The organism is Armatimonadota bacterium (assembly GCA_017303935.1).
Taxonomy (GTDB): domain Bacteria; phylum Armatimonadota; class Fimbriimonadia; order Fimbriimonadales; family Fimbriimonadaceae; genus JAFLBD01.
The window spans coordinates 351,407-365,734 of sequence record JAFLBD010000001.1 but is presented as its reverse complement, the minus strand read 5'-3'; the positions used below and the strand labels follow the sequence as shown (position 1 = coordinate 365,734).

General features: G+C 53.1%; 13 protein-coding genes. 4 read left to right on the top strand and 9 right to left on the bottom strand.

Going from position 1 to position 14,328, the window contains the following annotated elements:
* Window positions 1-74 precede the first annotated feature (74 nt).
* The 4 genes from J0L72_01730 to J0L72_01715 all read right to left on the bottom strand — a co-directional run bounded on the left by J0L72_01730 (window position 75) and on the right by J0L72_01715 (window position 5,418).
* On the bottom strand, window positions 75-1,235 hold the full coding sequence (locus J0L72_01730; protein ID MBN8689492.1) for a hypothetical protein: 1,161 nt from the start codon (window positions 1,233-1,235) through the stop codon (window positions 75-77).
* A gap of 73 nt (window positions 1,236-1,308) precedes the next feature.
* Window positions 1,309-3,489, bottom strand: a complete 2,181-nt coding sequence (locus J0L72_01725; protein ID MBN8689491.1) for an LPS-assembly protein LptD — start codon at window positions 3,487-3,489, stop codon at window positions 1,309-1,311.
* Between the two features lie 60 nt (window positions 3,490-3,549).
* A complete protein-coding gene (locus J0L72_01720; GenBank protein ID MBN8689490.1) occupies window positions 3,550-4,629 on the bottom strand; it encodes an LptF/LptG family permease in 1,080 nt (359 codons plus the stop codon).
* Window positions 4,630-4,632: 3 nt separating this feature from the next.
* Window positions 4,633-5,418 (bottom strand): hypothetical protein, encoded by a 786-nt coding sequence (locus tag J0L72_01715; GenBank protein ID MBN8689489.1) that lies wholly within the window; start codon window positions 5,416-5,418, stop codon window positions 4,633-4,635.
* 74 nt (window positions 5,419-5,492) lie between these two features.
* Here J0L72_01715 and J0L72_01710 point away from each other — a divergent pair, with 74 nt between their 5' ends.
* Together J0L72_01710 and J0L72_01705 are read left to right on the top strand one after the other, a co-directional pair.
* Window positions 5,493-6,227 (top strand): MTAP family purine nucleoside phosphorylase, encoded by a 735-nt coding sequence (locus tag J0L72_01710; GenBank protein MBN8689488.1) that lies wholly within the window; start codon window positions 5,493-5,495, stop codon window positions 6,225-6,227.
* Entirely contained in the window at window positions 6,220-7,098 is an 879-nt protein-coding gene (locus J0L72_01705) for a DNA-processing protein DprA (protein ID MBN8689487.1), read from the top strand. Before J0L72_01710 ends, J0L72_01705 begins: the two co-directional genes overlap by 8 nt.
* On the opposite strand, the gene folP is transcribed toward J0L72_01705, so the two are convergent.
* Genes folP through J0L72_01685 form a run of 4 tightly spaced genes read right to left on the bottom strand, consistent with a single transcriptional unit; the run spans window position 7,093 to window position 11,651 of the window.
* Window positions 7,093-7,869, bottom strand: a complete 777-nt coding sequence (folP, locus tag J0L72_01700) for a dihydropteroate synthase (GenBank protein ID MBN8689486.1) — start codon at window positions 7,867-7,869, stop codon at window positions 7,093-7,095. The two genes, J0L72_01705 and folP, sit on opposite strands and share 6 nt — an antisense overlap.
* Window positions 7,866-9,221, bottom strand: coding sequence for an aspartate kinase (locus J0L72_01695; GenBank protein ID MBN8689485.1), 1,356 nt, complete (start codon window positions 9,219-9,221; stop codon window positions 7,866-7,868). The genes folP and J0L72_01695 overlap by 4 nt, the downstream gene beginning before the upstream one ends.
* Complete coding sequence (locus tag J0L72_01690; GenBank protein ID MBN8689484.1) at window positions 9,218-9,691, bottom strand: hypothetical protein; 474 nt, start codon at window positions 9,689-9,691, stop codon at window positions 9,218-9,220. Before J0L72_01690 ends, J0L72_01695 begins: the two co-directional genes overlap by 4 nt.
* 28 nt (window positions 9,692-9,719) lie before the next feature.
* The gene (locus J0L72_01685; protein MBN8689483.1) at window positions 9,720-11,651 is read right to left on the bottom strand and encodes a glycosyltransferase family 39 protein; all 1,932 of its coding nucleotides are present in this window, start codon (window positions 11,649-11,651) and stop codon (window positions 9,720-9,722) included.
* Window positions 11,652-11,671: 20 nt separating this feature from the next.
* On the opposite strand from J0L72_01685, the gene J0L72_01680 reads away from it, so the two are divergent.
* The gene (locus J0L72_01680; GenBank protein ID MBN8689482.1) at window positions 11,672-12,481 is read left to right on the top strand and encodes an ABC-2 family transporter protein; all 810 of its coding nucleotides are present in this window, start codon (window positions 11,672-11,674) and stop codon (window positions 12,479-12,481) included.
* Here J0L72_01680 and J0L72_01675 read toward each other — a convergent pair.
* Window positions 12,420-13,679, bottom strand: a complete 1,260-nt coding sequence (locus tag J0L72_01675; GenBank protein ID MBN8689481.1) for a hypothetical protein — start codon at window positions 13,677-13,679, stop codon at window positions 12,420-12,422. The genes J0L72_01680 and J0L72_01675 overlap by 62 nt on opposite strands.
* Window positions 13,680-13,684: 5 nt before the next feature.
* Here J0L72_01675 and J0L72_01670 point away from each other — a divergent pair, with 5 nt between their 5' ends.
* Window positions 13,685-14,266, top strand: a complete 582-nt coding sequence (locus J0L72_01670; GenBank protein MBN8689480.1) for a hypothetical protein — start codon at window positions 13,685-13,687, stop codon at window positions 14,264-14,266.
* Window positions 14,267-14,328 lie beyond the last annotated feature (62 nt).

Sequence of the window (14,328 nt, the reverse complement as noted above, 5' to 3'; positions counted from 1 at the left end):
ACCAGGATATCCAAAAATATGGGTGAGGCAGTTGCCTCACCCGAATGAATTGATATGCGTTTTCTATTTTTTTGTTAAGGGATGAATCCTTCTGCACCGTAATTTTGAACGACGATATCAAAATCTGACGAACCGACTTCTCCATCTCGATCCACATCCACTGGGTCGCTTGTCGAATCGCCAAATCGCGAGACCACAGCGTCAAAATCAGCAGCCCCGATTTCGCCATCTCGATCGACATCACCAATGGTCAATGTAATCGTTCCGATGGTGGTCATTCCTGAAGGCAAAAGTGTAAAAGCGATTCGGTTGTAGAGCGATGTATCGCTTCGGAAGTACAGCCAATATTGCTGTCCAGGAGTCATCCAGTCTCCCATGAATCGGAATGTCCAATCGAACCCAACGAGTCCACCACCAAGACCACCTAACCAGTTGCCATTGTCGTCCTTGATTTGCGCTTCATAGCTACTTGCCCAAGCATCTGGCCCGGCAAAGTTCGGAATATCGATCGTGCCCTTGTAGGTGCGCGGGACATCGACTTCTTCAAACTTGAAATTGTCAAACCAGCTCTGAGTGTTGCAGTCGTTGTCTCGATAGAATCCAACACGGGTGACATCTCCTGGCTGGAAGTAGCTGACGTTTGTAGGTCCCATCCAAATCTGGTCATTGATTGTGAGATAGGCTTCCTGGTTTTCAGAATCGTAGATAAGCCCATAGTTTCGGGGCAAATACTCATCGAAACCGGTCCACGCAAACTTTTGGAGGACGTCGCCCGGAGGGGTGCCGCCCAATTGAAGTTCGAGACCTTCTGCACGAGTGTTAAGCAATGTCCGACCGGTCCAAACCCAACCGCCACTGTTATTAAAGAAACCAACAGCAGCAGTATTCACCGGACCTCCCGTTGCTGGCAGATGCATGTCCAAACTCACCTTATAGCATGCCGTGCCATTTGGCGTGAATGGAAGATAAGCAACCTCCGAGTGGTGCCCGGCTGTCGGCTGCACCCGGCCAGCATTCGCGCCATTCCCGAACAGCAGATTCCCCGTTCCGAACACTGTTTCTACGCTCCAGGGTGCTCCTGCGCCACTTCCAAATGGCACAGCCGTGTTGTGGAGGGGCGAAAGAGCGCTACGGTTTGCTCCGGTCGTGAAGTCGTCTTCGTAGATCACTTGGGCGTTTGCAAAACCAATTGACCCGGCGACTAATGCCAAACATAAGAAAGAGCGCAACTTCATATCGCTATCTTACGATTCAAAGCCTTCCCGCTCCAAATTTCTATCGTGAAAAAATTGGCTTTTCCGTTATCAATTAGAATCCAGTGCCTGTTCCGGTGCCGAACCCTTGACCTTGAGTGCCGAATCCGAACGGCGTCTTGAACGGCAGAGCCTTGATTCGGAGATAAAACGCAAACGAAGTTCCGTTTCGGAATCCGGTTCGTTGATCCCGAACTTCCACAATCGCCTCCATGCAGTGCAGGTCGTAGAGGAATGCCACTTGCCGGCTCTCAAACTTCTCGGTGTAACCGTTATATGAGAAGAGCGCCTGAGTGGTGAGCCGCCCCCATCGCATTCCTTCACCGTAGAAATTGACCGTCCCCCAGGTGTGGCGTTGACCGTCGAATCTCGCGCCGACTGACAGCCGAGTCTCACCTTGCATGAGCTGGAGGTCCAATCGAACATTGCTCCAGACCTGGCTGAAAGTATCGTAGTTTGCGCTAGACCGCAACAACAAATTCTTGCTCGGATTCCACTCCAGACGAGTGCCGACGCTTTGCCAACTCGATTCGAAATTCCGGTCTTGCGCCAAGAGGTCGTATCCCGCGGTCACGGCTGCCTTCAACTGGTTTCCGATCTGCATGGTGACGTCCCCACCAAAGGCATCGGTTCGGCCTGTTCGGTCGATACTCAGCGGGGAATATCCTTGTGGACGCAGGTAGTTATATCTAATATTTAACCCTGTACCTTTACTTATCGGGAGATTGTAATTGGCATCCGCGCCAAAGACAAATTGCGCTGTATTATCGCTGTAGATACCTTGCTTGAATCGCCCAGCAAGGTTCAAAGTGGACGAGCCAAGTTTCAAATTCTGTTGTGGGACAATCGCTTCAAACACGGTCCGCGTGAGCGGCTGCCTTCGGATCGAATCCACGAGTTCGCCAATCGAGAACTGGGTCTGAATCGGCAAAGATTTCCAGCCGAACATTCGAGCGGTGTCCGATCGGAGGGTGAACATCGGCGTCTGGTCTGTTGCACTGAAGAAGTTCACGATTTCACTGATCGGGACCGTTCGCAAGTAAGCCAACTCCGCGTCCATCGTCTTGAATTTCTTCGTTAGCCGGGTCCGAACGTCCAATATCTTTCGAGTCTGATTGAAGCTGGTGGAGGCTGATTTGTAGTCGGTGAAATTGAGATCAATGCTCGACTGCAATCCGCCTTTGAAAGTGCGCGTGTCGCTGAGGGTAGCGGTCTGATTTGTGTTCCTGAAGTTCGGAGACTTCGTGTCTTGATATCCCAGGGTCAATCTTGTTTGGGATCCAATCTGACTCCAAGAAAGAGAAGTTCTGCCGTTAAAAGTTGTATTTTTTGGACTCGTGAGGTAGTTCCGCTCCGAAAAATCTAGATTGGAGTTGATCGAGAGCCTTCCAATCTGCTGAACGTGGTTTAGATTTGCTGTTGTACTCGGGTTTGGCCCGAACAATTTGTATAGCTTTAGCGCGCCATCTTGGCCTTTTGCGCGATAGAAATACTCCGATCCAATTCCGAATCCGAGCTTTGACATATAGTCGAGGCGTCCATCCAGAAGGTTATCTCCAGGCACGTCAACACCAAATCGTGTCTTGATGAAATACCCTTCATCTCGTGTTTGACCTACTTCTGGGATATAGCGCGGCGCGGTGTAACCCAGAGGAAAGCTCATGTATGGCAAGCCCAGAATTGTCTTGCCCAATAGTTCGAGACGAGCATCGCGAAGCACGATCCGATCACCTGGCAAAACCCGAATGCTCCTAGCCGCGATTTGGTAGTGCGGGTCGTCATATTCGCATGTCGTCGCGGTACCGTCGGTTAGAGTGAAGTCCTTTTGAGTACCGTCCCCCGCTTGCCCAGTGACGTACAGATCGTCGTTCAGCTTGCCTTGTATCAGCGCAGGTTTTAGGGCTGACTTGGCCGATTTGAATTTAAATTGCTCAGATTTGAAGTTCGCTTCAATCTTCTCGCCCTCGTAGCTGATGTCCGGCCCGACCAGCTTGACATGGCCTCTCAGCGTAAATTCCTCGGTGTTTAGGTTCCCAACGACGTCGTCGCAGGTCCCGGTGTACTCGCCATAAGTGAACTCAACATTGCCGGAAAGCTGGACGTTATCTCCGTCAAGATCAAAATTCTCAGCCCGTTTAACGCTGAGCTTGTTTGTTCCGGCTGGCGTGATCGTTAGTGGAGGCTCAGGTTTGGGTGTTTCGAGCGCAACTCTCACCGCACTATCCAGCCGAGGCATCTGAGCATTTGCAGCGCAAATGAAGCCTACGCCCAGTATTAGAGCCCAGAATCGCGCCACTTATTCAGATCTCCGAACGATGAATAGCCCGGCGCCAATCAGTAGTAGATTCGGAATCCAAGCGGCAAGAGCCGGATTCACCCAGCCTCTTGGTGCGATGATCTCCTTAGAAATCACAAACAGATTGAAGAAAATCCAAACCGCGCCGACGCTGACGAGTACGCCGATGAACGGACCTCGACGACCGAGCCAGACGGAAAGTGAAGCTCCGATCAGTGCAAACGCAAAGCACGCCATCGGCACGCTGAACTTGGACGCGTAGTCGAATTCTAACTTCGAGGCGTCTCGCCGCTGAGATCGATAGACTTTGATAAGCTCGCGAAGTTCGTCGGTCGATTGTTCATTACTCTGCTGCGAGAAGAACATCTGCTGAATCTTGATTGGCTCTCTGATGACCATATCGGATTTGGTTTCCGTGCTCATCACCGTGGCCCCGCGAATCACATGGGCGAGAGGCGAACTAAATGTCCAATTTCCAGCCTCATACCTACCTTTTGTCGCGAGGATGACCAGGTTCTCACCCAGCGCACGGCGCTCAATCAGCAAGATATCCGTGAGTGAAATTGTGTCGTTGGGCAGCCTTTCGACGGTCCCAAAGACCGCGGTGTATTTGTTCGCAAGGCTTAGTGTCACGTTCTGCTTGAACGTTGGCATGACCGACAAGACCCCGATTTCAGATTGAATCTTGCGTGCTTCTAGCTCGGCCGGAGGGGCGACTCGTTCGTTGATCAACCAGTTCGCGACGGATGCGACGATCGAGAGCACTAAGACGGGCCGCAAAATCCTGAGAATCGATGCGCCGCCAGCTCGCATGGCGATCAACTCAGATTCTCGCGCGAGCCGAGAGATTGCCAAGGACGACGCTAGCGCCATTCCAGCGGGCAGCGTCAGCACCATAAATCCCGGGGTTTTGTACAGGATGAACTGAGCAATGGCCTTGCCCGGAACCCCCGCCATGTTCATCTCTTTGTACAGATAAATGAGCAAATTTGCCTGGAAAAGCAGGACCACAAACACCACACCGATGATCAGTGGGGCGAGCATTTCTCGATAGAGATAGCGGTCAAGCTGCTTGAACAATCCTCATTCCTTTGCAATAAATTTCTGGTACCCAGTGTATCCGCCGAGCAGCAGCAGAATCGGGATTGCTACGATAGAAACTTCAAATCGCGCGCTGGCGGCGATCGATGGAATGAGCACAAAAATTCCCACGATGACCGCCCAACTGGCCACCATCTTCCCCGCCTGCTTTGCATCGCCGCTTCCACGAACATATCGCACAAGATAAATCTCGAAGCACTTTGGGCAATGAACGTTTCCGGGATCGGTGATTGCGCCGCAATTGAGGCATGTCAGAGGTCTGGATGGATATAACGCGAGTTTTGCCTTCCAGATTTCAAACTCGCGTTGCTCGGCAACAAAGGCGTCGCTCGTCACTGATTCAACCGGACGCGCGAGTTCAACACATTGCAGAGGGTAGCCCAAGTTCCATAAGATTCTCGCCGCCTCTATCCGAGCTTGAAGAAGGTCTGGCTTTTGCGAAATTGAGTTCAAATAGGTGAGTAACCGATCTGCCTCAATGGATCGAAGTTCGAGCTGCGTGAACTTCCTTTTGATCGATGGGAACAGAGCCCCGAAGATCACCATTCCGCAAAAAACGAGCGGCGGTATCCAGGGCACTTTCGTGTTGAACGAAACAAACACCGCCAAAACCGCCACCATACACCCCACAGTGCCGGAGATCACATCGATGTCGCCCGAGATCATCCAGCGGGTCAAAACAATGCACCAGACCGACATCGGAATGATCAAGAGGCAACCAAAGAGTCCCATCAGGTTCGGCGATGATTGGGCGAGTAAGGTGAGCATGGACTTCTGATTGCTGGCTGCGGACTCTAAGTCACAGACGATTGAGGGTTCGCAGGTGTATTATGGACGCTACAATGCGCTCATCTATTGCCATTATTGGCGGAACTGGAATCGGCAATCGCTTGGCACTTTTGCCCGGAAAGCCAATCATGGTTCCCACCGCAGAAGGACCGCTTCGTGCGAAGCACGTCACCATCGAAGGTCGATCGGTCTACCTGTTCCAACGGCATTCAGCAGGGCACAAAACTCCACCCCATCGTGTGAACTACAAAGCTGCGGCACTGGGTTGCAAGGCTCTCGGTATTGAAAACGTGTTTGCAACTGCGGCAGTAGGTTCGCTTCGTGAAGACTGGGGTCCGGGCACGTTCGCCGCTTGTTCCGATTTTCTCGATCTATCGTTCCGGCGGCTGACCATGTGGGATCGTGAAGTAAGGCACATCGACTTCACGGAGCCATTTTCGCCTGCACTCAGGACTTCAATCTCGGAATCCTGTAATCGACTTGGAGTCGATTGCCACTCAAAAGCGGTGTATGTCTGCGGAGACGGGCCTCGGTATGAAACTCCCGAAGAGATTCAGATGTATCGCAAGCTTGGAGGAGATATCGTCGGAATGACCGCAAGCAGCGAGGCAATTGCTTTCCGAGAACTCGGCATTGGCTATGCCTGCTTGGCGATCGTCACGAATCTGGGATCGGGTCTTGCTGGCTATGAACTGACCCACGAAGAGGTGGTCGAGGTCATGGAAAGTTCGGGCGAGAAAGCCGTGAAAATTCTGTTTGGTGCGATTGGCGAGTTGAGCCATGCCTGAACCCGGTCGCCGAACCTTGGCGCTCGCCTTGGCACTCACGCCAGGTATCGGCGGCAAAACTGTGAGCAGAACCTTGGCAAGAATGGACTTGCTGGGAACGAGCATCCGGGAATTTCTAGGTTGCGGCGAGCTCGCACTCAAAGAGGAATTTCGGTTTACGGCGGGGCAAGCGATTCGCTGGATGTCTCTCAAGACAGAGCAACTATCAGCCGCCAGTGAGCTTGAGAAGGAGCTTGATGCACGAGGGATTTTGATGCTAACCGCGGCAGATGCGGGCTACCCGACCATGCTGGAGGAATTCAGCAGCGATCCGCCGGGCGTGCTGTTTTTGGCGGGAAACCATCGACTCCTCGGAGCCGCGACCTTCACCGTTCTAAGCTCGCGGAGCTCTTCGCCAAATGCACTAGAAATGATCGAGTCATTGGTAAGCGAGGCTGTTCTCAATGGCGAAATCTTGGTTACTGGCCACGACACACCAGAGTATCAGCGGGCGGCGGTTGTTCCGCTCCGATGGGGTGCGCCGAGAATCTTGTGTTTCGACCAGGGATTCTATGGAGCACTTGGCGAAGATCTCAGACAAGAACCGTTCCGCACCGCCCGGCTGTGGCGTTATGAGTTCGATCTTCGAACGGACCTAGCGATCAGCACAGTACCACCTTCGAAAGGGTACATCAAAGGCGCGAATGCGAAGCGCGACCAGTTGATCGCGGCGCTTAGCAAACGGCTCGATTTCATAGCGATCAACCCCGGCGGCAACATGGAAAAGTTAGCTCGAACAGCCCTAAAGGCCGGCCGACCAGTGCGGATTTCCGACGCTCACTTGGGCGCAAGAGAATGGACTCGGTACGGCGCAAAAATGCTCGAGCTATAGGTAATTCTCGACAAAAGCGCAAGCCCTTTTTGTTGCCAGAACATCGTGGGTGCGAATCACCTTAGCACCCGCAATTTGAGCGATCGTTTGGGCGGCAATTCCTGCGGCAACTCGATCTTTTGCAAGCGTCTCGCCATCGATATTGAGCATCGACTTTCGGCTAAATCCAACCATCACCGCATAGGGAGTGGTCGTCAACGCCTTCAAAGATTTTAGCAAGAGAAAGTTGTGTTCAGCGGTTTTGCCGAACCCGAATCCCGGATCGATCCAGATTTTCTCTGCTGGCAAACCAGCGGCGACAAGCCGGTTGGACTGAGTGACCAACCAGTTCTTCACTTCATCGACCACGTTAGTGTAAGTCGGATCGATTTGCATGTTCGCCGGAGAACCCTGCATGTGCATCACGCACGCGCCACAACCACGCTGCACCACGAGATCGAACATTGCAGGATCGCGCAATCCCGAGACGTCGTTGACTACAGCCGCCCCCGCATCGAGCGCGGCTTCGGCAACGGCCACTTTCATCGTGTCAATGGAGAATGGAATAGCGTGTTGGTGTAGCAGCTCGATCACCGGCATCACTCGGCGCAATTCTTCATCGGCTTCTACCGGAGCAGCTCCTGGCCGGGTGGATTCCCCGCCGACATCAATCATGTCAGCACCTTGATCGAGCATCAATTTCGCAGCATCAAGCGCCGATTTGGGCGTCGGATAGCTGGCTCCATCACTGAAGCTATCCGGGGTCAAATTCAGAATTCCGAGAATGGTCACTGAAGCGTTTCCAGTTGGAACCTGTCGTGGAGAAGCTTGACCGCTCGGCGAGTTTCTGCTTCGGGAATCAGTACGCTCATGCTGAGATCGCTATCACCCGTTTGCAACACCTGGATTTTTGCTTCGTTGAGCGTGGTCAGCACCGAGAAAAATACGCCAGGAACAGGCCGGAATTGCGCGCCCACAAGTGAGACCATTGTGCAGCCTTCTGTGAGCTCGATTTCCACCCGATGCACCTCGCCCAGCCCCTTGAGAAGATGCGCTTGCGTCTCCGCTTCTTTGCTTGGCACCCCGCCAATCTGGAACATGTAAATCCCGGGTTTTGCGCCGTCTTGCGGCAAAACCAATCCGTCGATCAGATCTTTGACGACCGGATACTGGTCACGCTGAACCGCAAATCCAAGGTTCTCCGGACTGATATTGAGCAGATAGAGATTGATCCCATACTTCGCCAAAATCCCAAAGACTTCACTCTTGAGCGCCGAGCGATGTTCTTCCGCGATTCCGCCGAAAAGGAATTGTAGGTAAACCAACTTTCCAGAGTGAGTGACCCCGGTCACATGCCGGTTTCCGAGTTCTTCGAGGCTCACAATTTTGGTGCCGATGTGGTCCGAAAAGGTGTTCTTTACCCAAAGCGGGGTGTTGTATCGCATCGCAATCTCGGCGGCCCGAGGATGCAACACTTTCGCTCCTAAGTGCGCGATTTCGGCGACTTCTTCGTAGCTCATCGCGCTCAATGTCGGCGCGCCGGCCACGAAGTCGGGGTCGGCAGTTTTTACTCCGTCGACGTCGGTATAAATTTCGACCGCGCTGGCTCCGAGCGCGGCGCCAATCGCGGCTGCAGTAGTATCGCTTCCACCACGGCCAAGAGTCGTAAGTTCGCTGCCCGGAAGCTTGTCATCCCCGACAAAAACGCCTTGAAATCCGCAAATCACTGGCACAAATCCAGCCTCAATCGCTTTGTGGAGGGCGACCGGATTGATGCTCGCGATTCGAGCATTTCCAAAGACGCCATCGGTTCGAATCCCGGCTTGACCTCCTCGAAAGCTCTGAGCTTTCTGGCCAAGACTCCGAAGGGTTTGGCTGAAAATTACGGCGCTGAAAATCTCCCCGCACGCCACCATTAGGTCTTGCTCGCGAGGATCTGGCGGAGTGCTCGGATCAACCGCGTTGAGTTCACCCAGCAAAGTGTCCGTTGCGTACGGGGCGCCACGCCGACCGATCGCGCTCACCACGACGACCGGGCTAAATCCCTGCTCTCTCGCCGAAACCACACGGCTCGCGCTGGCGAGCCTCGCTTCTGGAGTCGAGACGCTGGTGCCGCCGAACTTCATCACGACGATATTGCTCATAAGGTCACGAACTCCTTGCCTTCAATCGCCTTCGCGATCTTTTGAGCATCCTCGTGACTGGCCGAAATGCAGACCGAATCGTGCAAATCGCCGATGTGTTCGAGCCTCGCGCCAGTTGAAATCGCTTCACTCAAGATGTTTGCGAGCAGCCCTTCTTCATCGCGCAGATTGACCGCGTGAACGAACACCACACTCCGACCTTTGTCTACGGTGAAGTTGGTAAATTCCTTGGCGAATCGCTCAGACAGCCGTTCGACCACCTCCTCTTTCACCAAGAAAGAGAGTCCCGTGGAGGTCATTTTCAGGAAGAAAATCCCGATCTCGCACTCCTTTACACACTGTAATGCGACCAGCCGCCCGGTGTGGATCGGCTCGGGCAAATCGGCGACGTGAACCTGGGCAAAGCCAACTCCAAGTTCAACTTTGCTTACTCCGCGCTTCTTTTCGAACGCGGTTTCGCGGAATCTCATCGACTCATTTGAATAATCCATCGTGCAATTAATCCGAAATTTTCAGCAACAAAAATCGTGGCATCGGCTGGTCGTTTGGGCCTCTTTGCCTGCCCCATGCCTTTTCGGGGACCAACTTCCCTTCGGCGATCGAATCGGTCACCAATCTCAACCACTTTAGGTTCAAATCTCGGTCCATTTTGGCTCGAATCTCAGGGTCAATGGGTGTTGCCGCACCACCAATTCCTAGTGCCCGACCGACCAACTCCGAACGATCTGGTGGTTGATATTGGAGTGATAAGTAAACATGCGTCACTCCGTTATTCTTGAGGGAATCGAGATACTCCCCAGCAGACGTCGAACCTTCATGGGCAATCAACATGGAGTGACCCGGATTCGCCCAGATGTAATCTTTGTTCAGGAAATAGCCAAAAACTTCATCATAAAGCGCGACTTTCTTAACGTCATCTAGCGAGTTGATCTCTTTTGCCCGGGACGCAAATCCGACCACCTTTTCTTGATGCGCCTGTCGATCTACGGCGCCCAGAGCAACGGGAAGTTGCTCTTGAGTTTGATAAATATAGACCATGCCCCAGCCGAGTGCAGCCTGGAATCCGAGAAGCGCTCGAATCGCTGATTGAGGGCGCACGCAGGACAGCGTCCCCCCAGCTAACACCGCAAGAATCGGCATCAGCGCGGATAGGTAGCGAACTTGTTGACTCAGAAAGAACCAGGCGACAAAGAAGAGTAATGCTTGCGCCCCGAGCGCAGCATAAACAGGGCTATGGCGGGCGAGAATTAGTAGCCCGAGCAACCCGATAAATGCACCAATTCCAACCGAGCCCATCGGTACTCCGAGGCCTTGCTCTTGCCCCGGATTGATGAACCTTCCAGGCTGGTACGCCAATCCGAAAATCGAATGGCCGAGCGCAAACGGATCGCGACCTGATTCGGTGCGGCCGACGCCAAAGGTTTGCTGCTCGTTCTTGTACGTTGCCGCGCGCCAGTCGTCCCATCCGGTACCTCCAAGCTTTTCATAGAAGAACGGAAACACTGGGTTGTGCCGAAGTTGAGCATTGCGTACGTACCAAGGAGCCGCAATCGCAATCCCCAATGCAGCCGAAATCGCCAAAAACTTCCAGGAATCAGGCTTCGCTTTTGTGATCAGGAGTCCGGCCACAAGTACGATTCCACCGATAGCAAAAAGCTGGATGCCCGTATATTTGCTAGCCATCGCCGCGCCGAAACCAAGGCCGCTGAGGATAAGAAGGTTGTTGGGCCGCTGACGGCCAAATCCAACCTCAGCCGAATACAGTAGTCCAATCGCCGCGAACCACCCATTAGCAACGTCGATATAACCCGAACCGCTCGACCATAGGACAAGTGGAGAACTCGCAAACACGATCGCGCTCCACCAGCCGACCTCAGTCGAAATCCGCCGCCGCGCCACTCCAAATACCCATACCGTCGCAAGCAGAAAAAGTGCCGCTGTGATCGCTTTTGCCGCGGGCTCCGAGACCATCAACCCATACAAGAACAGGTTATCAATCAGAACCGGAAAATGGCTTTGATGAATGAATGGGAGCGGCTGGTAAGTCCCTGTCTCCAGCCAGTATTTGGGGACCGCGAAGTGATACGCCAGCGTGTCCCAGTCCAACATATCGCTCGGACTCGCGGCTTTGACCATTGGGATGAGCAGACACGCCACAATCGCCAACGAAGCCGGATGGAATTTTGGAAGATCAGCTTTCCCTGGCAGACCGCCAATCTTGATAGCGACGGTGATTCCTAGTGCCAAAGAAGCGATGCAAACAATTGGCGCGGCTGTGCCAGCCCAACCTGCTAATCCACCAATAATCGTGAGTAGCAACCCTCCGAGAGCGAACTTCTCGGCAGGATCAAGTTCAAAGCGACCAAGCATTCGCCCGAGGACACCAGAAAGCCCGAGCAAGAACGCGATCACTACAAGAACAACCCACATGCTATTCCAGACAGTCTACTATGCCGGTAGAATCCGGGTTCGACATGCGCCGTTTGCTCCGAATTTACAAGCGATTTTGGATTAGCTCACTCATCCGTGAGCTGGAATTCAAGGCGAATTTCTGGGCGAAAATGTTGCAAGGTTGTGTCTGGCTCGGATTCTTTCTGCTGATCGTTGTGGTGATTTTCAGCAACGCCAATGATATCGCAGGCTGGAAACGCGGCCACGCATTCGTACTCGCCGCCGTGGCCTTCGGCATGCATTCGATCTTCATCGCATTTTTCATGTCGCTCATCGAAATCCCTGAGCAGGTTCGGAAAGGCACGCTCGACTTTGTGGTGACAAAGCCGGTCGACAGCCAATTTTGGGTCTCGCTCCGGCGATTTAACTTTGATCAATTCGGACCAATTATCGCGAGCATGATCCTCATCGGGGTGGGACTGCGAACGGAAGGTGTGGTTCCATCGATCGGTCAGTGGGCGGCATTTCTGATCTTGCTCATCAGCAGCATTACGATCTTCTACGCGTTCAATTTCTTGCTGATGACGCTCGCGATCTACTGGGTTCGTGTGGACAATCTTTGGGTGTTAGGCGAGACGGTGATGTCGATCGCGAGGTACCCCACCGAAATGTATACGGCGGGCATTCAGAGAGTGCTGATCTTCGCGCTTCCAGTGGCATTTTTGGCCTCGATGCCAGCGCGGCAGATCGCTCTCGGCGCAAATTGGACCATGGTTGGGATCGGCGCGGCCTGGGCGATTGTGCTCTTTATGGCGTCTCGGCTGGCATGGAATCGGGCGATGAGCAGTTATTCTTCTGCCAGTTCGTAAGCTCACCAATGAGCACCGCGACCAACATCGCTCGAATGCACATCGGCCAGAAGTGATAGTGCGCAAATGGCTTCAAAAAGGTCATCGGCGCGAAGGCCACAAATGAGGCCATCCAAATCACCAAGAGACGCTTTCTACTTTGCGCCTTCCGGAGCATTGCGAGTGAAAGTCCAAGCAGAATCCACAAAATGGCTGTGATCCAGAGCTCGGGGAGCAAAATGCTGTCCCATCCAATCTCGAACGCCGCCAGAAATTGGGTCCAAGACTTTAGAATTTTGCTGAGATAATCCAAAAGCGAGATCACAACTCCGGTTCCAAACCGAAGCTGCTGATCCTGATACCGACTCGTTGATACCGGCATTATTGCGGTCCTAGCCGCAAGATATCCAACCAATATCACCCAGGAACCGAGTGTTGGCCTCCAGACAGACTTCGCGCCCTTCGCGGCAAACCCGTACGCCAAACCGGTGAGCACGAGTGGCAGCATCACCGCCTGCTCATAGGACATCAATGCCAAACACACGGAGCCCAACAGCCCGAACGTGGCGAGCTTGGACTCCTTCCGAAAGAGAATTGACTGGCACCAACAGGCAGCTAGGCAAAAAAAGGTCATCGCCGTAGCAGTGCGACCCGGAAGCCAAAGTACAGTGCCATAGAAAAGCGGCGAAATCGCGACCACTTCAATATAAAGGAGAAACAGGAGAGCTAGATGGATTGCTCGAATCTCCTTTCGCTTCACGACCAAGAATCCGATGCCACCCACCAGCACGAATAATTGGAGCCATCCCGATGAATCCAGTGTCCACGCACAGAAGGCCGTTGGTGCGATCAGGCCGAGCTTGCGATTCTGAAAGAGCTCACCGCTCCACAAATACAGGAGGGTCACTGATATCGCCGCGAGGAGCGTATTCGTGAAACTGAATCCGGCAGCATTCTGACGTCCGAAGAGTGCCAAATCAGCCGCAAAAATAAGTGTTGGAACTGGGCGGTAGAAATGGTTTTGCAACGGCCAGTCGGTCCAAAACCAAGAAAGCCAATTGCTCCTAGATTCGATTCCAAGCAGGATAGCCCGAGTGTCCGAATCGGCCAAGGCATCCTTCGTTCCGCCCCACGATGCCGCGAACATCAAAGTCCACAGGGCGGCGATGACGGCCCATGCGCACCACTTTTCGGTTTTCGAGCCCGCTGGTATCCTCAAGATTGATGAAGGTTACTAGGCTCGCCATGATTTTGCTCTCCGGATTGGCAATCGGCTGTAATTCGACTTCATCCGAGATTTCAAAGGGGACAAAAGTGGAACCATCGGTTCAACAGCCAGCAGAATCGAGCATCAACGTGTTCGGCAACCCAGGAATCCCGCTTAAATTGAACTCCCTCACCGCCGCGAGCCGGGAATCGATTCAAATAGATTTCAGCAAGTACGATAGAATAATCTTGTACTTTTGGGCCTCGTGGGATCAATCCAGTACTGAGCATCTACGTGATTTTGATCAAGCTACTAAGGAATCCAAAGGCAAGACCAACGTGATCGCGGTGAACGTTTTCGAGAACACCACCCCCGGCGCCTCAGAGACCCAAATGTTTGAATCAAGCGCAAACGCTGCTTCAAACGCCGCCAAAGACTATTCGCTTTCCATCCCGATGGCTTGTTACGGAGACCGCCTTGCCAAAGAGTGGTCCATTGGCGGAGTCCCCACTTTTGTCGTTGTTGACCGCGAAGCCAAACTGGTTGGCGCCCAAAGCACTGTAAATCGCGACATCATCCGCAAAGCCGTGCTCCAATAATCTCGGTTGAATCGTCCCTTCATTAGGTACAATTTAGGTTGAAATTGCGGGCCGGAATTCGG